This window comes from Streptomyces sp. AA4 (assembly GCF_000158875.1).
GTDB lineage: Bacteria > Actinomycetota > Actinomycetes > Mycobacteriales > Pseudonocardiaceae > Amycolatopsis.
In genome coordinates this window covers 143,827-162,430 of sequence record NZ_GG657747.1, presented here as the reverse complement: position 1 = coordinate 162,430, position 18,604 = coordinate 143,827, and the positions used below count along the sequence as shown (strand labels likewise).

The 18,604-nt window shown below is 69.7% G+C and carries 22 protein-coding genes; 9 read left to right on the top strand and 13 right to left on the bottom strand.

Annotated elements, in window-relative coordinates:
- Positions 1–36 precede the first annotated feature (36 nt).
- Together SSMG_RS39575 and cutA are read right to left on the bottom strand one after the other, a co-directional pair.
- Positions 37–1,554, bottom strand: coding sequence for a cytochrome ubiquinol oxidase subunit I (locus tag SSMG_RS39575; RefSeq protein WP_106430335.1), 1,518 nt, complete (start codon positions 1,552–1,554; stop codon positions 37–39).
- A 131-nt stretch (positions 1,555–1,685) separates the two neighbouring features.
- The gene (cutA, locus tag SSMG_RS39570; protein WP_037718964.1) at positions 1,686–2,006 is read right to left on the bottom strand and encodes a divalent-cation tolerance protein CutA; all 321 of its coding nucleotides are present in this window, start codon (positions 2,004–2,006) and stop codon (positions 1,686–1,688) included.
- Between cutA and SSMG_RS47475 the strand changes: the two genes are divergently transcribed.
- From SSMG_RS47475 to SSMG_RS39560, 3 genes are all read left to right on the top strand, one after another.
- Positions 2,005–2,136, top strand: a complete 132-nt coding sequence (locus SSMG_RS47475) for a hypothetical protein (protein ID WP_255409795.1) — start codon at positions 2,005–2,007, stop codon at positions 2,134–2,136. The two genes, cutA and SSMG_RS47475, sit on opposite strands and share 2 nt — an antisense overlap.
- Before the next feature lie 43 nt (positions 2,137–2,179).
- Positions 2,180–2,779 carry a TMEM165/GDT1 family protein gene (locus tag SSMG_RS39565; protein ID WP_009085768.1) on the top strand — a complete coding sequence of 200 codons (600 nt, stop codon included), beginning with the start codon at positions 2,180–2,182 and terminating at the stop codon, positions 2,777–2,779.
- A gap of 107 nt (positions 2,780–2,886) precedes the next feature.
- A complete protein-coding gene (locus SSMG_RS39560) occupies positions 2,887–3,555 on the top strand; it encodes a DUF998 domain-containing protein (RefSeq protein WP_009085766.1) in 669 nt (222 codons plus the stop codon).
- On the opposite strand, the gene SSMG_RS39555 is transcribed toward SSMG_RS39560, so the two are convergent.
- Complete coding sequence (locus SSMG_RS39555; protein ID WP_009085764.1) at positions 3,552–4,187, bottom strand: IclR family transcriptional regulator; 636 nt, start codon at positions 4,185–4,187, stop codon at positions 3,552–3,554. The genes SSMG_RS39560 and SSMG_RS39555 overlap by 4 nt on opposite strands.
- A complete protein-coding gene (locus SSMG_RS39550) occupies positions 4,184–5,050 on the bottom strand; it encodes a hypothetical protein (protein WP_286157103.1) in 867 nt (288 codons plus the stop codon). The genes SSMG_RS39555 and SSMG_RS39550 overlap by 4 nt, the downstream gene beginning before the upstream one ends.
- A gap of 230 nt (positions 5,051–5,280) precedes the next feature.
- Here SSMG_RS39550 and SSMG_RS39545 point away from each other — a divergent pair, with 230 nt between their 5' ends.
- On the top strand, positions 5,281–6,081 hold the full coding sequence (locus SSMG_RS39545; RefSeq protein WP_037718962.1) for a DUF2470 domain-containing protein: 801 nt from the start codon (positions 5,281–5,283) through the stop codon (positions 6,079–6,081).
- A gap of 59 nt (positions 6,082–6,140) precedes the next feature.
- On the opposite strand, the gene SSMG_RS39540 is transcribed toward SSMG_RS39545, so the two are convergent.
- Positions 6,141–6,605 (bottom strand): PPOX class F420-dependent oxidoreductase, encoded by a 465-nt coding sequence (locus tag SSMG_RS39540; protein WP_009085758.1) that lies wholly within the window; start codon positions 6,603–6,605, stop codon positions 6,141–6,143.
- Positions 6,606–6,627: 22 nt separating this feature from the next.
- On the opposite strand from SSMG_RS39540, the gene SSMG_RS39535 reads away from it, so the two are divergent.
- The 3 genes from SSMG_RS39535 to SSMG_RS39525 all read left to right on the top strand — a co-directional run bounded on the left by SSMG_RS39535 (position 6,628) and on the right by SSMG_RS39525 (position 9,447).
- Entirely contained in the window at positions 6,628–7,461 is an 834-nt protein-coding gene (locus SSMG_RS39535) for a CPBP family intramembrane glutamic endopeptidase (RefSeq protein ID WP_009085756.1), read from the top strand.
- 24 nt (positions 7,462–7,485) lie between these two features.
- Entirely contained in the window at positions 7,486–8,718 is a 1,233-nt protein-coding gene (locus SSMG_RS39530; RefSeq protein ID WP_286157102.1) for an arginine deiminase, read from the top strand.
- A gap of 177 nt (positions 8,719–8,895) precedes the next feature.
- Entirely contained in the window at positions 8,896–9,447 is a 552-nt protein-coding gene (locus SSMG_RS39525) for a ferritin (protein WP_009085753.1), read from the top strand.
- 69 nt (positions 9,448–9,516) lie between these two features.
- On the opposite strand, the gene SSMG_RS39520 is transcribed toward SSMG_RS39525, so the two are convergent.
- The 5 genes from SSMG_RS39520 to SSMG_RS39500 all read right to left on the bottom strand — a co-directional run bounded on the left by SSMG_RS39520 (position 9,517) and on the right by SSMG_RS39500 (position 12,995).
- Positions 9,517–10,101 (bottom strand): dihydrofolate reductase family protein, encoded by a 585-nt coding sequence (locus SSMG_RS39520; RefSeq protein ID WP_009085752.1) that lies wholly within the window; start codon positions 10,099–10,101, stop codon positions 9,517–9,519.
- A 96-nt stretch (positions 10,102–10,197) separates the two neighbouring features.
- Entirely contained in the window at positions 10,198–11,025 is an 828-nt protein-coding gene (locus tag SSMG_RS39515; protein ID WP_009085750.1) for a hypothetical protein, read from the bottom strand.
- On the bottom strand, positions 11,022–11,585 hold the full coding sequence (locus SSMG_RS39510; RefSeq protein ID WP_009085748.1) for a SigE family RNA polymerase sigma factor: 564 nt from the start codon (positions 11,583–11,585) through the stop codon (positions 11,022–11,024). Before SSMG_RS39510 ends, SSMG_RS39515 begins: the two co-directional genes overlap by 4 nt.
- A 124-nt stretch (positions 11,586–11,709) precedes the next feature.
- Complete coding sequence (locus tag SSMG_RS39505; RefSeq protein ID WP_037718960.1) at positions 11,710–12,063, bottom strand: DUF952 domain-containing protein; 354 nt, start codon at positions 12,061–12,063, stop codon at positions 11,710–11,712.
- A 56-nt stretch (positions 12,064–12,119) separates the two neighbouring features.
- Complete coding sequence (locus SSMG_RS39500) at positions 12,120–12,995, bottom strand: DUF5926 family protein (RefSeq protein WP_009085745.1); 876 nt, start codon at positions 12,993–12,995, stop codon at positions 12,120–12,122.
- A gap of 77 nt (positions 12,996–13,072) precedes the next feature.
- Here SSMG_RS39500 and SSMG_RS39495 point away from each other — a divergent pair, with 77 nt between their 5' ends.
- On the top strand, positions 13,073–14,227 hold the full coding sequence (locus SSMG_RS39495; protein WP_009085744.1) for a cytochrome P450: 1,155 nt from the start codon (positions 13,073–13,075) through the stop codon (positions 14,225–14,227).
- A 226-nt stretch (positions 14,228–14,453) separates the two neighbouring features.
- On the opposite strand, the gene mca is transcribed toward SSMG_RS39495, so the two are convergent.
- Entirely contained in the window at positions 14,454–15,269 is an 816-nt protein-coding gene (mca, locus tag SSMG_RS39490) for a mycothiol conjugate amidase Mca (protein ID WP_009085743.1), read from the bottom strand.
- Positions 15,266–16,615 (bottom strand): MDR family MFS transporter, encoded by a 1,350-nt coding sequence (locus SSMG_RS39485; RefSeq protein WP_100266999.1) that lies wholly within the window; start codon positions 16,613–16,615, stop codon positions 15,266–15,268. Before SSMG_RS39485 ends, mca begins: the two co-directional genes overlap by 4 nt.
- A gap of 96 nt (positions 16,616–16,711) precedes the next feature.
- Here SSMG_RS39485 and SSMG_RS39480 point away from each other — a divergent pair, with 96 nt between their 5' ends.
- Positions 16,712–17,314 (top strand): TetR/AcrR family transcriptional regulator, encoded by a 603-nt coding sequence (locus SSMG_RS39480; RefSeq protein WP_009085739.1) that lies wholly within the window; start codon positions 16,712–16,714, stop codon positions 17,312–17,314.
- On the opposite strand, the gene SSMG_RS39475 is transcribed toward SSMG_RS39480, so the two are convergent.
- Positions 17,311–18,321: a DUF4328 domain-containing protein gene (locus SSMG_RS39475; RefSeq protein WP_078561228.1), complete on the bottom strand. Its 1,011-nt coding sequence runs from the start codon at positions 18,319–18,321 to the stop codon at positions 17,311–17,313. The genes SSMG_RS39480 and SSMG_RS39475 overlap by 4 nt on opposite strands.
- Between the last annotated feature and the right edge of the window lie 283 nt (positions 18,322–18,604).

Sequence of the window (18,604 nt, the reverse complement as noted above, 5' to 3'; positions counted from 1 at the left end):
GGGTCTTCTGGCGGCACCCCGGCCCGCTCCACCGGGTCAGTAGGCGAACGAAAGCGCCTGGTCATCGGAGCCATCGGAGTCCTCGGAATCGGAATCAGAGCCAGAGCCGGAGGAAGCAGCAGGCGGCATCACCGCATCCACCCCGCCCCGGATGTACTTGCGCATCAGGTACAGCTCCACCACCCCCAGCACCGCGTACAGCACCGTCAGCGAGATCAGCGACGTCAGCACCTCGCCGACCGTCAGCTTCGACACCGCCTGTGCCGTGAACATCCACATGCCCTCGACGCCGGTCCGGGTTGGGTGCGACCACGAACGGCTGCCGTCCCATCTTCCGTGAAAGATCCAGCCCGCGCTGTTGCCGATGAACGGCGTCGCGATGCCGCCCAGCACCATCAGCGGGAACCAGCGTCCGCCGGGGATTCGGCCGCGCCGGGTGAGCCACAGGGCAAGCAGGCCGATGCCCGCGGAGATCGCGCCGAAGCCGATCATGATCCGGAAGCCCCAGTACGTCACCGGCAGGCTGGGCACGTAGTCGATCGGCTTCCCGGCCAGCGAGCCGAGTGCCGGGTCGTCGGGATAGTTCGTGCCGTATTTCGCCTGGTATTCCGAAACCAGGTTCTCCACGCCCTTGACCTCGGTCGAGAAGTCGTTGTGCGCCAAGAAAGACAGCAGCGCGGGCACGTTGAACGTCTTGACGTCCTCGCAGTTCGCGTTAGCCACGTCGCCGATCGCGATGATCGAGAAGCTCGCCGGCTTTTCCGTGTGGCACAACGCCTCTGCCGACGCCATCTTCATCGGCTGCTGCTCGAACATCAGCTTGCCCTGCATGTCGCCGGTGATCGCCAGCACCGCGAACGCCACCACGCCGACCCAGCCGCCGAGGCGCAGCGACGAGCGCCAGACCTCGCGGTGTTCGTCCGAGGTCGAACGCCGCCGCCACAGGTGCCAGCCGGCCACGCCGACCAGGAACGCCGCCGCCACCGAGAACGCGCCGGCCAGCGTGTGCGGGATCGCGGCGAGCGCGGTGTTGTTCGTGAGCACCGCGCCGATCGAGTTCATCGTCGGCTTGCCGTTCACGAACTCGACGCCGACCGGGTGCTGCATCCACGAGTTCGCCGCGAGGATGAAGTACGCCGAGGCCATCGTGGCCAGCGAGAACGCCCAGGCGCACGCCAGGTGGACCCGCTTGGGCAGCCGGTCCCAGCCGAAGATCCACAGGCCGAGGAAGACCGACTCGACGAAGAACGCGAGGAGGCCTTCCATCGCGAGCGGCGCGCCGAACACGTCGCCGACGAACCGGGAGTAGGCGCTCCAGCTCATCCCGAACTGGAACTCCTGCACGATCCCGGTCACCACGCCCATGGCGAAGTTGACGAGCAGCAGCTTGCCCCAGAACTTCGTCATCTTGAGGTGCCGCGGATTGCCGGTGCGCACCCATGCCGTCTGCATGGCCGCGACCAGCACCGAAAGTCCGATGGTCAGCGGGACCATCAGGAAGTGGTAGACGGTGGTGATGCCGAACTGCCACCGCGCGAGCTCAAGGACATCCACGTGTCCGATCCTCCGCGCGCGCACCCGCGCCAGCCAGTTCAACACGTCCTGAACCAGCCGGGACCAACGTCCCCCCGACCTGCCGAAACCCGGTGCCGGGAGACGGCAGATCTCCCCCGATCAGGTGGCGTCTACCGGGTTTCCTCCACGAGCCACGACAGGTACCGCGGGCTGCCGCCGACGATCGGCGTGACGATCACCTCAGGCAGGTCGTACGGATGCCGCACGTTCAGGAACTCCTCCAGCGCGCCCGACCGGTCCGCGGCCGTTTTGCACTCGACCCGCCATTCCGCCGCCGTCTGCACCTCGTCCTCCCACCGGAAGACGCTGGTGATCGGCCCCACGATCTGGGCGCACGCGGCGAGCCGGGCCTCGATGGCGCTCGCGGCGATGGTGCGCGCGGCGGCCTCGGAGTCGACGGTGGTGGTGACGACGACGTGGTCAGCAGACATGACCCGCACCGTACCGCAGCCGGAAAACAGAATTCGGCGCACCGAAAAAAATAATCCGGCCGACCGGCGACCGGCATTCTGCGGACCTGAACAGGCAATTCGCGAAACCCATCAGCTTGCGGTTTTCTGAATCTCCCCTTTATCGTTGCAGTGAAAGGGGTGAGCACGAACCCATGTCTCCCGCATTGATCGCTCTGTTCAGCGCGTTCGGCCTGGTACTGGCCGTCGAGCTGCCGGACAAGACGCTCGTCGCGACCCTCGTGCTCACCACCCGTTTCCGCGCCTGGCCGGTATTCGCCGGAGTATGCGCGGCGTTCGCCGTGCAATGCGTGATCGCGGTCGCTTTCGGCAGCCTGCTCACGCTCTTGCCGGAAACTCTGGTTTCGGTCCTGGTCGCCGCGATGTTCGGCGTCGGCGCGTTCCTGCTGCTGCGCGAGGGCTTCAGCGAAGGCAGCGAAGCGGGCGAGGACGCGTCGCGGTCCGGGCCCGGGCCGGTGTCGTTCCTGCGCTCCGCGCTCACGTCCTTCGGCGTGCTCTTCGCCGCGGAGTGGGGCGACGCCTCCCAGCTGGCCACCGCGGGCCTCGTCGCCCGCCTCGGCAACCCGTTCGCGGTCGGGGTCGGCGCGTTCGTCGCGCTGGTGTCGGTCGCCGGGCTGGCGGTGTTCATCGGCGCGAAGATCCGCGACCGGATCCGGCCGAAGCTGATCCAGCGGGTCGCCGGGTTCGTGTTCGCCGGATTCGCCGCGTTCGCGCTGGCCCAGCTGCTCTGGTAACGGCCGTTTCACAGGAACGCCAGGTAACCTCTTCGGAACCCCCGAACGAGGACCAGGTGAACCCCAGGTGACGCCATGGCCTCCGCCATGACCGCCGAGGAGCGCCCGTGCCGACCACCTCCCGCGCCGCCGTGTCTCCGGTGTCGCCGGTGCACGGCAGGCTCGCGCTGGGCGGCATCGGGGCGGCCGTGGTCATCGCCACGGACCTGCACCTGCGGCTCTCCGCGCAGATCAGCCCGATCTGGCAGACGCTTTCGGAGTACGTCTACGGCAGGCTCGGCGACCATTCGGCCGCGCGGCTTTTCGCGATCATGTGCCTGGCGCTCGCGCTGGGCTCGCTGGCGTTGCTGGCCGGACTCGTCAAAGCCCGCCGCTCGCCCGCCGTCGTTGTCCTGCTCGGCGTGTGGTGCGCCGGTCTCACGATCTGCGCGACGGTCCCCGTCGACCCCAACGGCGAAGCCCGCTCCTTCGACGGCCAGCTGCACAACGCCGCCGCCCTCACCGCGTTCCTCGCGCTCCCCACGGCCGCCTGGCTGCTGACCCGCCGCGGCGGCCGATCGTGCCCGTGGGAGCCGCGCCGCACGACGATCCGCCGGCTGGCCGTCGCGAGTTTCGCCAGCGTGGCCGTGGTCCTGGGCGGCTTCGTGTTCACCCTGCTCACCGGGCCCGCACAGCAGGAAGTGACGCTCGGGCTGTTCGAGCGGCTGCTGTTCACCGTCGACCTGGCGCTCCTGCTGACCATGGTCCGGCCGCTGGTCGCCGCGTCCCGCCGCTAGGACCGCAGCACCTCGGCGAGCTTCGCGGCCGCCTCCACCGCCAACGGTCCGACTTCGTCCGAAACCAGCGGCTCCAGCGAGATCACCCCGACGCTCGCCCGCAGCCCAGGCACCCCGCGCACCGGCGCGGCGACGCCCGAAGCACCAGCCTCGATCTCGCCGGTCGAAGCGACCCACCGGTCGGTACCGCCGGGCCGCAACGCCATCGCCCGCCCGGCCGCACCCGCGGCGAGCGCGTGCCTGCTGCCGACCCGGTACGCCACGTGATAGCTCGTCCACGACGGCTCCACCACCGCGACCGCCTGCGCGTGATCGCCCTGCGCCACCGTCAGATGCGCCGTCGCGCCGACCTTCTCGGCCAGCTCGCGCAGCACCGGCCGGGCAGCCTCGCGCAGCTGTGGCAGCACCTGACCGGCCAGCCGCAGCACTCCGACGCCGAGCCGCACCTTCGTGCCGTCTCGCCAGATCAGGCCGCGTTCGGCCAGCGGCACCAGCAGCCGGTACACCGCCGCGCGGCTCGCGCCGATGGCCACCGCGAGTTCGGAGATAGTCGCCGCCTGCTCGCCCGAATCGGCCACCGCCTGCAGCAGCGCCAGACCGCGGTCGAGGGTCAGCGACCCCTCCCTGCTCACAGCAGCTCGAGTTCACCCAGGTCGGCCACCGGCTCCGCGAACGACGCCGCCGCGTACGACCCGAAAAGCTCCCGCACGGCCTTCGCGGCCGGCTCCGGCAACGCGCGGGCTTCGTCCGCGAGCGCCTTGCCGTCGGTCGATTCCAGCGCCGCGCGGACGTCGCCGCCGGAGAGGCAGCGCGCCGACGCGACGAGCAGGTTCAGGAAGCCGTGGTGCGTGAATCCGGTCTCCGGGTCGACGTGCCGGACCGCGCGGTGCAGGCTGTTCGTCGCCTTGAACGACGCCCCCGGCGAGCCGCTGACCACGGACAGGAAGTCGGCGACCTCGTCCACGCTGGGGAAGTTCTCCCCGGCCTTGCCGCCGCAGCGGATCTTCGGCCAGCTGCCGTGCTCGATCACGTTGCGCACGCCGTCGAGCCAGCCGACGCCGCGCCGCGGTTCGACGACCCGGATGACGTCCTCGGGCACGAACTCCGAAACGCGTTCGAGCCACACCTCGTCGACGTCGGACGGGGCGGGCATCTCCACCATCCGCAGCGACAGCAGCTCGCTGCGCGATTCGACGATCGAGATCGCCTTCGGAACGCCGCCGAGCCCGGTGTCGATGATCAGCGACAGCGGCAGCGGCTCCTTGGGCTTGATCTTGATCAGCTCGGTGATCAGCTCCGGCAGCCGCGAGGCCTGGCACAGGAAAACCCCGAGCACCCCGGCGTGTTCCCCGCTGCGCGATTCGAAGTGCGCGCGCAGCGCCTCCGGCATCGCGACGTCCGCGGGCGGGAAGAGCGCCGAGTCGTCGACGAGCCGCGCGAACAGGGGAGGAATTCCACGGGGGCCGGGGGGCGTGAGTTCCACAGCGCTTGACACGACTGACACGCTAGTAGCGTACGGCAAGGGGACAAAATCGTTCGCTCTGCGGACGCGTCTCGAGACCTTTTCGAGAGCGGATCAACCGGCCCCCACGGCCGCATCCGCTCGGCCCCGTTCTTCCGCCGATCCGCTGACCAGCACTTTCCCGTCCCGTGGGTGATCTTCTCGCGCGCTCTTCCCTTGGCGCGGCAATTCAGGTTAGGCTCACCTAAGTAGGAGGTGAGCCCGTGACCGAGGCACCCGTATCCGTGCGCCGCCCGCCCGCGCCGAACCCCGCCGAACGCGCCAAGACGATCGCGACCCGCGGCGGCCCGGCGACGATCATGCCGACCGTCGACAGCGCCGGCTGCGAGGCCGCACGCGTCGAGCCGGTCCTGCATCACGTGCACCACAGCGGAAGCGTCAGCATTCTTCTGCCGGACGAGCACCCGATGGTGTCCGCGTCCCGGCAGGCTCAGCGCGGCGAGCTCGCCGTCATGGTCGAGCTCGCCGACCACGCCCCGGTGGCGCTGCGGGAACCGGTCCGCGGCCTGCTGTGGATCACCGGCTGGCTCCGGCCGCTGACGGACGTGTCGGCCCGCGCGCGTGCGGTGTCGATCGCCGAACAGCGGCCGGACCACCGGCTTCTCGACGTCGGCCACGGCCTCACCCTGCTCCGGCTGACCCCGGCGTCGCTGGTCCTCGCCGACGCGGAGGGCACGCATTCGCTCCGGCCGCACATGTTCAGCGCGGCCCCGCCGGACCCGTTCCACGACTACGAGGCGGAATGGCTGCGGCACCTGGAAAGCGACCATCCGGACGTGGTGGAACAGCTGGCCCGGCACCTGCCCGCGGACCTGCGCGGCGGCCGGATCCGCCCGCTCGGCCTCGACCGGTACGGCCTGCGCCTGCGCGTCGAATCGACGGCGGGCGACCACGACGTCCGCCTCGCGTTCTCCCGGACGGTCGACAGCCCGCCGCAGCTGGCCGCGGAACTGCGGCGGCTGCTCGGCTGCCCGTTCCTGCGCCACCAGCACGGCGAGGCCTGACCGTCCGTGAAGGGCTCCTTGAGGGAATTAGATTCCCTCAAGGAGCCCCTTCACGGACCTCAGTCCGCCAGCTCCGGAGGGAAGCCGCCGGTCGCGATCGGTCCCCACCGGTCGATCGTGATCCGGATCAGGCTCTTGCCCTGCTTGCGCATCGCCTCGCGGTACTCGTCCCAGTCCGGATGCTCGCCGGAAATGCTGCGGAAGTAGTCGACCAGCGGCTCGACCGAATCCGGCAGGTCGAGCACCTCCGCGGTCCCGTCGACCTGCACCCACGGCCCGTTCCACTCGTCCGACAGCACGCAGACAGACACCTTCGGCTCGCGCCGGAGGTTGACCGCCTTCGCGCGCTTCGGATAGGTCGCGATGACGATGCGGCCCTCGTCGTCGACGCCGCAGGTGTTCGGGGACAGCTGGGGCCGCCCGTCGGCGCGGGTGGTCACCAGGATCGCGCGGTGACGCGGCTTCAGGAACGCGACCAGTTCGGCGCGCTCGACCTTCGTGTTGGTGGCGATAGTCCTCGGCATACCCCGACGGTAGCGTGCGTTCATGCGCACCACAGAGCGTTCCGGAGGGCCGTCGCGCCTGCGATCCTGGCTCAACCCGGCACTTCCGGCGTTCCCGGCCCAGCTCGCCGATCCGGGCGAGCGGCGGGCGGTCAAGATCGAGCTGGTCCTCGTTTTCGGCATCACCCTCGGGCTGTCCGGTGCGCGCAGTCTGCTGTCCCTTGTGGACTCTCTGCTGCGGCCGACCCCGTTGGCGCAGCAGCAAGTGCAGCTCAACGTCCCGCGCGCCGCGGCGAGCCTGCTGGACCTGCTCCAGCAGCTGCTGAGCGCCGCGCAACTGGTCGGCTGGGGCGGGCTCGGGCTGTACCTGCTGTGGCGGGCCGGGCTGAAACTCCGCGAAATCGGCCTGAGCCGCCGGATCCGTTCCGACGCGCTCATCACCGTCGGAATCGCCGCGCTGATCGGCATTCCCGGGCTCGCGCTGTACTTCATCTCGTATCACCTCGGCTTCAGCCTCGCGGTGCAACCGTCCACTTTGGGCGATACGTGGTGGCGGCCGATCGCGCTGACGCTTTCCGCGTTCGGCAACGCTTTCGCCGAGGAAGTGCTCGTGATCGGCTATCTGCTCACGCGGCTGCGGCAACTCGGCGTACGCGAGAACGCGTCGCTCTTCGGCGCGGCGGTACTGCGCGGTTCCTACCACCTCTACCAGGGGTTCGGCGGGTTCGTCGGCAACCTCGTGATGGGCCTGGTGTTCGGCCGCGTGTGGCAGCGGACCAACCGGCTGTGGCCGCTCATCGCCGCGCATACTTTGTTCGATGTGGTGTCCTTCGTCGGCTATTCGTTGCTGAAAGGCCGTCTTTCCTGGCTCCCGTGAGGCCCGCTCATTAGGCTCCGTTTCGTGAGCGAGACGAGCGAGATGACCGCACCTCCCCGGGTGGACAGCGAAGTCGGGCCGCTTCGGGCAGTCCTGTTGCACCGGCCGGGAAACGAGCTGAAACGGCTCACGCCCCGCAACAACGACAAGCTCCTTTTCGACTCCATCCCGTGGGTGAGCCGGGCACAGCAGGAGCACGACGCGTTCGCCGAAGTCCTGCGCGGCCGCGGCGTCGAGGTGCTGCTGCTGGCCGACGTTCTCCGCACCGCGCTGGAAGACCAGCGCGCGCACGCCGCCGGGGTGCACGCCGCGGTGGACGACCGGCGGCTCGGCAGCGACCTCGCGGATTCGCTGAGGTCGCACCTCACGAGCGTGGACGCGCCCGCGCTCGCCGAAGTCCTGATGGCGGGCATGACCTTCGAGGAGCTTCCGTCCGCCGAGGGCGCGTCTCTGGTGCGGATGATGCACCATCCGCGCGATTTCGCCGTCGATCCGCTGCCGAACCTGCTCTTCACCCGCGATTCGTCCGCGTGGATCGGCGACCGCGTCGCGATCTCGTCGCTGACCATGCCCGCGCGGCGGCGCGAAACGGCGCTGCTCGACCTCATTTACGCCTACCATCCGCGATTCCGCCACGCCGCCCGCGCTTACGGCGCGCATTCCGCGCCGATCGAAGGCGGGGACGTGATGCTGCTGGCCCCCGGGGTCGTCGCGATCGGCGTCGGCGAACGGACGACTCCGGCCGGCGCCGAATCGCTGGCCCGTTCCGTATTCGCCGACGGACTCGCGCATACCGTTCTCGCGGTTCCCATTGAACAATCGCGCGCGACGATGCATCTCGACACGGTGTGCACGATGGTCGATGTCGACGCCGTCGTGATGTATCCGCTCGCCCGCGATTCCCTGACCGCGTTCACTATCAAGCCGACCGGCGACGGCGGCGTGAAAGTGGCCGGCCCGACGCCCTTCCTCGAAGCCGCCGCGGAAGCGATGGAGATCGACCGGCTGCGGGTGATCGACACCGGCCTCGACCCGGTCACCGCCGAGCGCGAGCAGTGGGACGACGGCAACAACACGCTGGCGCTGGCCCCGGGCGTGGTCGTGGGGTACGAACGGAACGCGGAGACCAACGAACGGCTCACCGCGGCGGGCATCGAGGTGCTGCCGATCACCGGGTCCGAACTGGGGTCCGGCCGCGGCGGGCCGCGCTGCATGTCGTGTCCGGTGCGCCGCGATCCCCCGCCGAAGCGGCACTGAGCAGTCGAGCCACCGGGACGTCGAGAGAGAAGTTAGCCTTTCCTTAATAAGGGCAAACACATTAAGGGAAGGCTAACCAAAATAAGTGTTTCCTTCTTGAGGAATGGTAACCCTAATAGGGTGGAGATCACCAGCCAAAAGTGGAAAACAATGCGCGATTGACGTACCGTGACGGACATGGCCCTCACGAAGAAAGAACCGCGCTCCAAGTTCTACGAACTGCTGCAGGCGCAGATTCACAACGAGTTCAACGCCTCCCAGCAGTACATCGCGCTCGCGGTCTGGTTCGACAACGAGGACCTGCCGCAGCTCGCGAAGCACTTCTACAAGCAGTCGGTGGAAGAGCGCAATCACGCGATGGCGCTCGTCCAGTACATGCTCGACCGCGACCACCACGTCGAGATCCCCGGCACCGGCGAGGTCCGCAACGAGTTCTCCGCCCCGCTCGAGTTGATCGAGCTCGCGCTGGAGCAGGAGAAGGAGGTCGCCGCCGACATCTCCGCGCTCGCGAAGGCCGCCCGGGCCGAGGAGGACTACATCAGCGAGCAGTTCGTCCAGTGGTTCCTCAAGGAGCAGGTCGAGGAGATCTCCCAGATGTCGACGCTCGCCACGGTCGCGCGCCGCGCGGGTGACAACGTCTACGAGATCGAGAAGTTCCTGCACCGCGAGGCCGTCGGCGACGCCGGCGCGGACGCCGGCATGCCCCCGGTCGCGGGCGGCGCGCTGTAACGCTCAAGGCCAGCGCGGAAGCCCGGTTGTCCCCACTGTGGACAACCGGGCTTCCCCATGTGGATAACTTCAGCGCCGCTCGTACCGCGCGATGAGCACGCCGGTGGTGGTCGCGACGCTTCCGGCGAGCGAGAACTCGGCCAGCGGAGCCGGTCCCTCGAACAGCCGCGCGCCGCGGCCGAGCGTCAGCGGATGGATCAGGAACGTGTAGCTGTCGACCAGCCCGGCGGCGTGCAGCGCACGCACGAGCGAAACGCTGCCGATGATCGAAAGATCCTTGCCGGGCAAGGCTTTCAGCTCCGCCACAGTCTCCACCGCGGAGCCGCGCAGCAGCACCGAGTTCTGCCAGGCGTCCGCGTTTTCCAGCGTCGTGGAGACGACGTACTTCGTGGCCGCGTTCAGGTGCGCGGTGTACGGATTCCCGTCCGTCCGCGGCCCCCACGCCGTGGCGAAGTCCTCCCAGGTGCGCCGGCCGAACAGCATGTCCCCCGGCCGGCTCATGCCCTTGCCCATCTCGCGGGCCATCACGTCGTCGCGGTAGCCGTTGCCCCAGCCGCCTAGGTCGAACCCGCCGCGAGTGTCCTCGTCGCGGCGGCCGAGCCCTTGGACGACGCCGTCGAGGGTGCTGCTCAGGGTGACGCTGATCGAACGCATCGGGGAGGTCCTTCCGCTTCCGCGGGCCGCCGACCGGCCCGTCACCCGCTACACGAGCGGCGCGGAGCCAGATCGACATCGGACCGCGGAAATTTTTCAGCCGGTGCAGTCCTGCGTCTTCGCCCGGACCTCGACGCCCTGAACCGCCCCGTCCGAATTCAGCGTGAAGTGATACGCCCCCTGGTCACCGGTCGGCGACACGAGCGCACTCCCCGACTCCGACGTACCCGGATAGGTCGCGGTGACCTGGTCCTTCGGCGTTCCGTCGCCGACGCCTTCCGGCGTGTGCGCGGCCCCGTCGGGCTTCACCGCGACCACGCCCTTATCGGCCGACACGACGGCCGTCGCCGCGGGTACGCCGGCACCGCTGACGTCGTAGTACGTGCACCCCGCCGACTCCTTGACCGTCGTGAGCTTCATGCCCTGGTCCGCGAGCTGCTGCTCGGTCATGCCGAGCTTCACCGCGCCCAGGCCGTCCGCGGTCACCAGCGCGCCGGACACGGCCTTCGTCGGCGTGGTCGACGGCGGGGCCGGCTTCGTGCGGTGCGGATGCGCGGGCAGCACCGGCGGGTCGGCCACGCTGGTCTCCATCGGCACGGACGACGCTGGGACCTGCGTCGATTCGGCGCTCGACGGCGGTTCGGGCACCGAAGAAGGCAGCGTGGGCTGGGTCGACGCGACCGGCCGGGCGGCGACGTCGGTGCTCGCGGGCTGGGTGCGCAACTGGATCGCCACCACTCCGGCCGACGCCACCGCGAGGACGCACGCCGCCCCGGCCGCGGACGTCAGGATCCGCTGCCTGCGCCGCCGCCTGCGCGCGCCCGCCACGATGGCCGACGCGGCGTCCTCGGCGGGTTCGACGGCCAGCCGGTCGTCGGCGAGGAGGGCGCGGAGCCGCTGTTCCAGATCGTCGGGCTGGCTCACCCGGCGTCGCCTCCTTCCTGGTTCCTCAGTTTCGCCCGCAAGGACGCGATCGCCTTGCTCGCTTGGCTTTTCACCGTCCCCTGACTGATGTCCAGCGCCTTCGCGATTTCCACTTCGGACAGTCCTTCGTAGTACCGCAACACCATCACCGTGCGCTGCCGCGGCGGGAGGTCGCGCAGCGCCTGCCACAGCGGTTCGTGCTCGAACGGATCCTTCGGCGCGCACGGGCTGGTGTCGGGCAGGTCCGCGACAAGGTTCTCCCGGCGCGTCCGGCGCCAGCGGCTGACGTGCGCGTTCGCCATCGAACGCCGCACGTACGCCAGCGGGTCGCCGGTCTTCTGCTGCACGTACGACCAGCGCGCGCCGATCTTCTCGAGCACGGTCTGGACGAGGTCCGCCGCGTCGTGCGGGTTCCCGGTGAGCACGTGGCCGTAGCGGAGCAGTCCGGGCAGGGCCTCGCGCACGAAGTCGCCGAAGTCCGTGATGGTGTTGACGGCTTCCGCCGGGGAGCCCGCCCAGGGCTGATCTCCGCTCGCGAGGGGCAATGCGGCTGCCGTCACCGTATCGCCCCCTCCCCGGATGACCGCGTCCAGCGACGGTTCCTCGTCATCCCCACCACGCATGAGCGCCCCCGAGGGTTGTCCCGTCTCCGTCGCTACTTTCCGTAGCTGTGGACAACTGAGGTCAGCGCACGGAAAGCGACTCGGGCAGCCGCAGGGAGCCGTCCGCGTCAGTGGGGAAATCGTGTACCGAGACCACAGCGTTTCGCGGGATCGGGCCGTAGATGTGCGGGAACAGGATTCCGCGCGGGTCCGGCGGGGCGCCGTCCTCCCAGCGCACGGGCGCGTCGACCAGCGTGGGGTCGATTTCCAGCAGGACCAGGCCGGATCGCCCGCGGTAGAGCGCGTTGGCGGGCAGGGCGACCGTGCCCGGGTCCGAGCAGTGGATGAATCCGGCGTCGTCGAGCGAGGACGCGCGGTATTCGCCGTCGGCGGGCACCGCGGCCCACTCGTCGCGGGTGCAGATGTGGAGGATCACGCGAGGATCGTCCCACCTGTGGACAACTCGGCCTGAGTTGTCCACAGGTGGACAACTCAGCGGATGGTGAGCTGGCGGCCGATCAGCCCGTCGCGGGCGCGCCGCTCGGCGGCGTTGAGCGGCTCGGAGTCGAGCGATTTGAGCGCCTCGTCCAGCCGGGCGCCGAGCTGGTCCTTGGGCTCGGCCCATTCCCGGGCGTGCGCCTCGGGGTCGAGGTCCCACACCGGGACGAGGAGGCCGTGCGCGCGGAACGACCCGGCGTACCGGGTGCCCTCGCCGAGCCCGAGCGTGCCCGCCGCGGACAGCCGCGCAAGCGCTTGCAGCAGCAGGTTCTCCGGTTCCGGGCGGACCCAGCGCAGGTGCGCCTTCTCGCCGGCGAGCACCCAGTAGGCGCCGGAGCCCAGCCGATCGGTGGGCATGATCGCGGCGTTCGCGCGCTCGAGGGAGACCGCGACGTCGCCGGTCGCGTCCGCGTCCTCGGGAAGCCACCACGCGAAGTCGGTGTGGAGTTCGACCTCCAGTTCCGCGCTCGGCACGAGCAGGTCCTGGAGCCGGTTGTGCTCGTCCGGGTCGGTGGGCGACGTCGTGTCCGGCACCGACAGCACGTCGCCCGGTTCGGCGTCGAGCAGCCAGCGGAGCGCACGGCCGAGGTCGCGGCTGATGTCGGAGGACCGCGTCTGGACCTGCAGGCCGAGGAAGCGCTCGCCGTCCGAACGGACGAACGCCGCGGCGGCCATGGGCAGCACCGTGCCGAGCGTGACGTCGCCGCCGTCGGCGAGCGTCAGCTTCGCCGTGGCCGACGGGACGAACTCGCGCAGCGCGATCAGCTCCGGCTCCGCCGCCAGGCCCTCGAACGGCTGGCCGACGAAGACGTCGCGCACCTTCGGCTTGCGGTCCGGCTTGGGACCCTTCTTACGCGCGCCCTTACCCATTTCAGCCTCCTCGGGAACTCGGGGTCAGACGCTATCGAAGCGACCGGCCGCCCAGGCTCGCGGGTTAGAGTCGACTCGTGTTCGACCCTCGCGATCCCGCCTTCCTCGCCGACCCGTATCCCGCGTTCGCCGCGCTGCGCACCGAAGGCGAGGTGCACCACCACGACGGCCTCGGCATCGCGATCACGGTTTCGCACGCCGCGTCCGCCGCCGTCCTCCGGCACCGCGGACTAGGCCGGATCTGGACCGACGCGCAGCCGCTCGAACGGTTCGCGTCGTTCAACCTGTTGCACCGCAACTCGTTGCTAGAGAACGAACCGCCCGCGCACACCCGCCTGCGCCGCGTCATCGCGGGCGAATTCGGCCGGGGGCACGTGCAGCGGTTGCGTCCGATGGTCGCGGAACTCGCCGAGTCCATGGTGGACACTCTGGCCGCGAAAATCGCCGCCGACGGCAGCGCGGACCTCCTCGAACACCTCGCGCAACCACTGCCCGTCGCGGTCATCGCCGAACTGCTCGGCGTCCCGACGTCGGACGGCTCGCAGCTGGTGACGTGGAGCAACGCCATCGTGAAGATGTACGAATACGGCCTGTCCGAAGACGGCCGCGACGCCGCCGAGCAAGCCGCGGCCGATTTCGTGGCGTACCTGCGCGAGGTCGTCGCCGACTCCCCGCGCGGCATCGTCCGGGACCTGACCGCGAGCGAACTGACGCCGGACGAGGTCGTCGCCACCGCGGTGTTGCTGCTGATGGCCGGGCATGAGGCGACGGTGAACGTGATCGGCAACGGAGTGACCGCGCTGCTCACCCACCGCACGGAATGGGAACGGCTTAGGTCCGACCCAACGTTGCTGGACTCGGCGGTGGAAGAACTGATCCGCTTCGACTCGCCGCTGCAGTTGTTCGAGCGCACAGCGACCGAGGACGTGGAAATCGCGGGTTATCGCGTCGAGAAGGGCGCGAAGATCGGCGCACTGCTGGGCGCTGCGGCTCGCGATCCGAAGGTGTTCGATGCCCCGGACACCCTGGACGTAGGCCGCTCGCCGAACGCGCACCTCGGGTTCGGGATGGGGATCCATTACTGCGTCGGGGCGCCGTTGGCCCGGGTGGAAATCGCGGCCGCGCTGACGGCGTTGACTGAGCGGCTCCCGGACCTCCGGCTGGCCGCCGAGCCGGAGCGGAGGCCGGAGTTCGTGATCCGGGGGTTGCGGACTTTGCCGGTGACCGCCTGAGGCTGCTCGGATTCGGCTGGTGTGCTGCATAATCGCGGCGGCCTCGGGTCGGGGTGGGAGATGCGGTGGCTTGTCCACAATGGATGATTTTGCTGCGGTCTCGCTTCCGCCGCACCGCCGCACCGCCGCACCGCCGCACCGCCGCACCGCCGCACCGCCGCACCGCCGCACCGCCGCACCGCCGCACCGCCGCACCGCCGCACCGAACGGTGACCTGGCCTCGGTCTCAGCGCAAGCCTGCGAACAGGTCGTCCTCCAATCCGGGGCTGATTTCGACGGGGCCGGTGGTGCGGGCCAGGTGGTAGTCCTCCCAGGGCCAGGTCTTTCGTTCGATCTCGCGCGAGTGGGCGAAAAACGGGTGCGCCGGGTCCATCTGCGTGGCATGCGCGCGCAACGCGGCATCCCGGGTCGCGAAGTGTTCTTCGCAGCGGATGCGAGCGGTCACGGTGAGCACGTCGGTCGACGGCAGCTCCTCCAGGACTGGGCCCATCAACGACTCTTCCCCAGCGGCAAGGGTCGCTTCGTGCATCGCTGAGAACCAAGACCGGCTGAGGGTGGCGAGGTAGTAGAGCTTGCGCGGGGTGCCGTCGTCGGATTCGTCGAACGCAGCGGTCGTGACCTCGTGCGTGCGGATGTGGTCGGGGTGTGGATAACCGCCGGTCTCGTCATAGGTCACCACTACCTGTGGACGGAATTTCCGCATCAGCTCCAGCAGTGGTTTTGCCGCTTCAGCCAAGGGGATCTGCGCGAAGCTCCCGGGCGGGGACGGTTCCGACAAGCCGGAGTCCACATGGCCGAGGAACGTCTGGCGAATGCTGAGAATCCGTGCCGCGTCGGCCATTTCCCGGCGGCGGATGGCGGGCAAATCCCGTCGGACGTCCTCCCGGTCCAAAGTTGGGTTGAGCACATCGCCGCGTTCGCCGCCGGTGCAGGTGGCTACCAGGACGTCGACGCCTTCGGCCGCGTAGCGGGCCAGGGTCGCGGTGCCTTTGCTCGATTCGTCGTCGGGATGGGCGTGCACGGCGAGGAGGCGGAGCGTCATGCGCGGGTTCCTTTCGGGAAGAAGAAGGCGGGGACAAAGCTCAGCAGGGAAAGGCCGAGTGCCCAGGTGAACGTCGTGCCGAACGCGGCGGCACCTGGTGGTTGCGCGTGCAGGACAGCCACCAGCACCGCCGTGCCCAGCGAGCCGCCGATGCGGTTGACGACATTGATCGCGCTTGCTGCCCGCGGGATCCGGCTGCGTTCCAGGGAGGTGTAGAGCATCGTCATGCCGGGCGTGGTCGTCGCGCCTAGGCCGAACCCACGGATCAGCAGCGAAACTGTCAACAGGGTCGGGCTCGGGGAATCGCCGAGTTGAGTGAAGGCGATCGTGCCGATGAGCGACAACGCGATGCCCGTGAGCATGACTGTTCGCGAACCGAAGCGGGCCAACAGCTTTCCGCCTGCGATGAGGACGACGGCGGAGCCCAGTGCCTGTGGCGCGAGCAGGAGTCCGGCGGTGAGGGCGGACATGTGCTGGATCTGCTGGTAATAAAGCGGAAGCAGCAACATCGAGCTGTACAGCGACGCGCCCAGCAAGAAGGTGCTCGCACTCGCGACGGCAAAAGCCTTGTGCGCGAACAACTTCAGGTCGAGCAACGGCGCTTGCGCACGACGGGCGTGCCAGGCGTAAGCGAGCAGCAGCACGGCACCGGCGAGGGCGAACGCGGGGGAACCTTCGCCTAGTCCGTAACCGAGCGCGCCGAGTCCCGGCGGGAGCAACAGGAGGCCCCGGACGTCGAGCGGATCGCGCGCGCCGGCGGGCTCCTCGCGCGGCAGCACCCGGACGGCGAGCAAAAAGGTGGCGACGCCGAACGGCACGATCCCGAAGAACAGCCAGCGCCAGCCGAGATCCTGGACAAGCGCGCCGCCGAGCATCGGGCCGAGCACCGGCGCGACGGTCGCGGGCAGCGTGACGACGACGATCATCCGGCCCAGCCGAGGACCGGCCGCCTGCGCGAAAATCGCCTGGCCGACCGGTTGCATGAGCCCGCCGCCGAGGCCGTGCAGTACGCGGAACGCGATCAGTGCCGGAGCCGACCAGGCGAACCCGCACAGCACCGTCCCCAGCGTGAACAGCCCGACGGCCGCGAGCCACACCCGACGGCCGCCGAACCGGTCGGAGAGCCAGCCGGACAGCGGAATGGTGAGCGAAGCGGCCAGCAAGTACGCGCTGGTCACCCACTGCACGGTCGGCAGCGAACTGTCCAGGTCCCGCGCCATCACGCCGATCCCGACCGACACGATCGTCGCGTCGAGGATCGACAGCACCGCGCCCAGGATCAGCACCCCGCCGAGCCGGCGAAGCCCGGAATCGGAGACCGGTGCGTCCGGAACCCGCGTGGTCATCGCGACACCCCCCTTCATTAGGTCGAACCTGAGATTAGGTCTAACCTAGTGAATAGGTCAAGCACAAATTTAGGTCGGACCTAGTACACTGGCCGGGTGAGCCTCAGGGAGCAGAAGAAGCTGGAGACACGGCAGGCGATCTCGTCGGTGGCGACGCGGCTGTTCATCCGGCACGGGTTCGACCAGGTGACGATCGCCGACGTCGCGGAGGCGGCACGGGTCGCCAAGATGACCGTGACGAATCACTTCAGCCGAAAGGAAGACCTGGTCTTCGACATCCGGAACGACTTCGTGGACTGGCCGGCGAACCTGGTCCGGGCCGCGCCGGAAATCCCGGCGCTGGTCGCCGTGCGGGACGGCTGCTTCGCGGAACTGGACAAGGCGGGCCCGATGCTCGGGTTCGCGGACGTGTCCTTCGTGCGGATGGTGCGGCAGAGCGAACGGCTCACGTCCGCGCTCCGGGATATGCACGTCGACCGGGAAATCCAGCTCGCCGCCGCGCTGTACGACCGGCATCCGGACCGCGACCTGCTGGCGCGGACGGCCGGCGCGCACCTCACGTCAGTGCTGCGGCTACTTCTCGCCGACGTCTGGCAGCTGACCTGGCAGGACGTCAAGCGCGACGAACTGGTGAAGCAGATCCGGGATTCCGCGGCGGTCGCGTTCGGCCAGCTGGAACCGGCGCTCGGCGACTTTTAACGCGCGGCGCCGACCGGACGCGCGGTCCGCAGCTCCGGCTCCGGCGCGCCCTCGATCTTGAGGACGCGGAAGTCGCGCAGGCGTTCCGGGGCGATCGGCATCAGCAGGTGCGAGAACCGCCGGATCACCAGCGCGGTCACGATCGCGAGCGTGGCCGCGGCGAGGTCGGTGAACGCGACCAGCAGGACGCTGTCCGCCATCGCCTGCACGCCCGGCCGGATCCGCCAGATGATCGTGACGATCAGCAGGATCCAGTTCGCCACCCACGCGCCCCACCAGCCGAGCACGAGCCGCGAGGGCTTCGGCCGCTTGTCCCGGGAACGACGGAGCACGGCGTGCTCCAGCTCGCTGACCACGGACAACGCAAGCGCCAGGTTCACGATCGGCACCAGCACGCCCACGAGCACCTGCCACACCGGCCGCGGCGGCGCTTCCCCGGCCTCGTCGGCGGCGGCTTGCCGGGCGACCAGCAGCCACCAGACCGAGAGTCCGGCCGGGAGCAGCGAAAAGATCGTGGTGAGCAGCCCGGCGAGCATGACGAACGCGTCGGAGAACCCCACGACGCCGCTGTTCAGCGCGGAATCCCGGCTTTCCACCAGTAGCGCGTACCGCCAGATCTCCGCTCCCGCCGCGATCACGGCGAGGACGGCGAACGTCCAGAGAATCGTGGCGAGGCTGCGCGCGAGCACCGGAATGCGGTCGATCGGCCGGATCTCGCCGGACGCGGTGCCCGGCACATTCGTCGGACGGCGCCACGTCAGGTTCGGGAAGCCCCAGCGCGGCGGCACCGGATAGGACGGCGGCCCGGAGTAGGGCGTCGCGGGCACGGCGCGGCGACGACGGACGGCACTCGGCGGCGGGGTGGCGACCCAGCGCAGCTTGGCCGCGCGCTTCGGCGGACTCGGCTGCGGTTGCTGCGGGGCGGGCCGGTGGATCGCCCCCTGCGGAGCCGCGGTGAACGGACGCGGGTAGGCCTGCGGGTGGTACGGATTGGCGAAGTGCTGCACCGGATGATGCGCGGCCCCGGCTTGCGGTGCCCAGTGCCCCGGCTGCCCGGGCCCCGCGACTCCGCCGTGCTGGCCGGGAGCCGGCTGCGCGCCCGGTTGCGGCGGTGCTCCTGGCTGAGCGAAGCCCGTCGGCCCAGCGGGCGCGCTGCCGGGCTGAGCGGGATACGACTGCGCGCCGAACTGCGGCGCGGGCCAGCCTGAAGCAGGCCCAGCCTGACCTGCACCCGGACCAGAAGCGGCTTCGCCCGGTCCAGCTCCGGCAGCAGCAGACCCGGGGCCAACC

What these genes read in the sequence shown, in the direction of transcription:
- SSMG_RS47475 (WP_255409795.1), top strand. Translation starts at nt 2,005, where the DNA reads ATGACCCGCACCGTACCGCAGCCGGAAAACAGAATTCGGCGCACCGAA.
- cutA (WP_037718964.1), bottom strand. Translation starts at nt 2,006, where the DNA reads ATGTCTGCTGACCACGTCGTCGTCACCACCACCGTCGACTCCGAGGCC.
- SSMG_RS39565 (WP_009085768.1), top strand. Translation starts at nt 2,180, where the DNA reads ATGTCTCCCGCATTGATCGCTCTGTTCAGCGCGTTCGGCCTGGTACTG.
- SSMG_RS39540 (WP_009085758.1), bottom strand. Translation starts at nt 6,605, where the DNA reads ATGCCGAGGACTATCGCCACCAACACGAAGGTCGAGCGCGCCGAACTG.
- SSMG_RS39535 (WP_009085756.1), top strand. Translation starts at nt 6,628, where the DNA reads ATGCGCACCACAGAGCGTTCCGGAGGGCCGTCGCGCCTGCGATCCTGG.
- SSMG_RS39525 (WP_009085753.1), top strand. Translation starts at nt 8,896, where the DNA reads ATGGCCCTCACGAAGAAAGAACCGCGCTCCAAGTTCTACGAACTGCTG.
- SSMG_RS39520 (WP_009085752.1), bottom strand. Translation starts at nt 10,101, where the DNA reads ATGCGTTCGATCAGCGTCACCCTGAGCAGCACCCTCGACGGCGTCGTC.
- SSMG_RS39500 (WP_009085745.1), bottom strand. Translation starts at nt 12,995, where the DNA reads ATGGGTAAGGGCGCGCGTAAGAAGGGTCCCAAGCCGGACCGCAAGCCG.
- mca (WP_009085743.1), bottom strand. Translation starts at nt 15,269, where the DNA reads ATGACGCTCCGCCTCCTCGCCGTGCACGCCCATCCCGACGACGAATCG.
- SSMG_RS39485 (WP_100266999.1), bottom strand. Translation starts at nt 16,615, where the DNA reads ATGACCACGCGGGTTCCGGACGCACCGGTCTCCGATTCCGGGCTTCGC.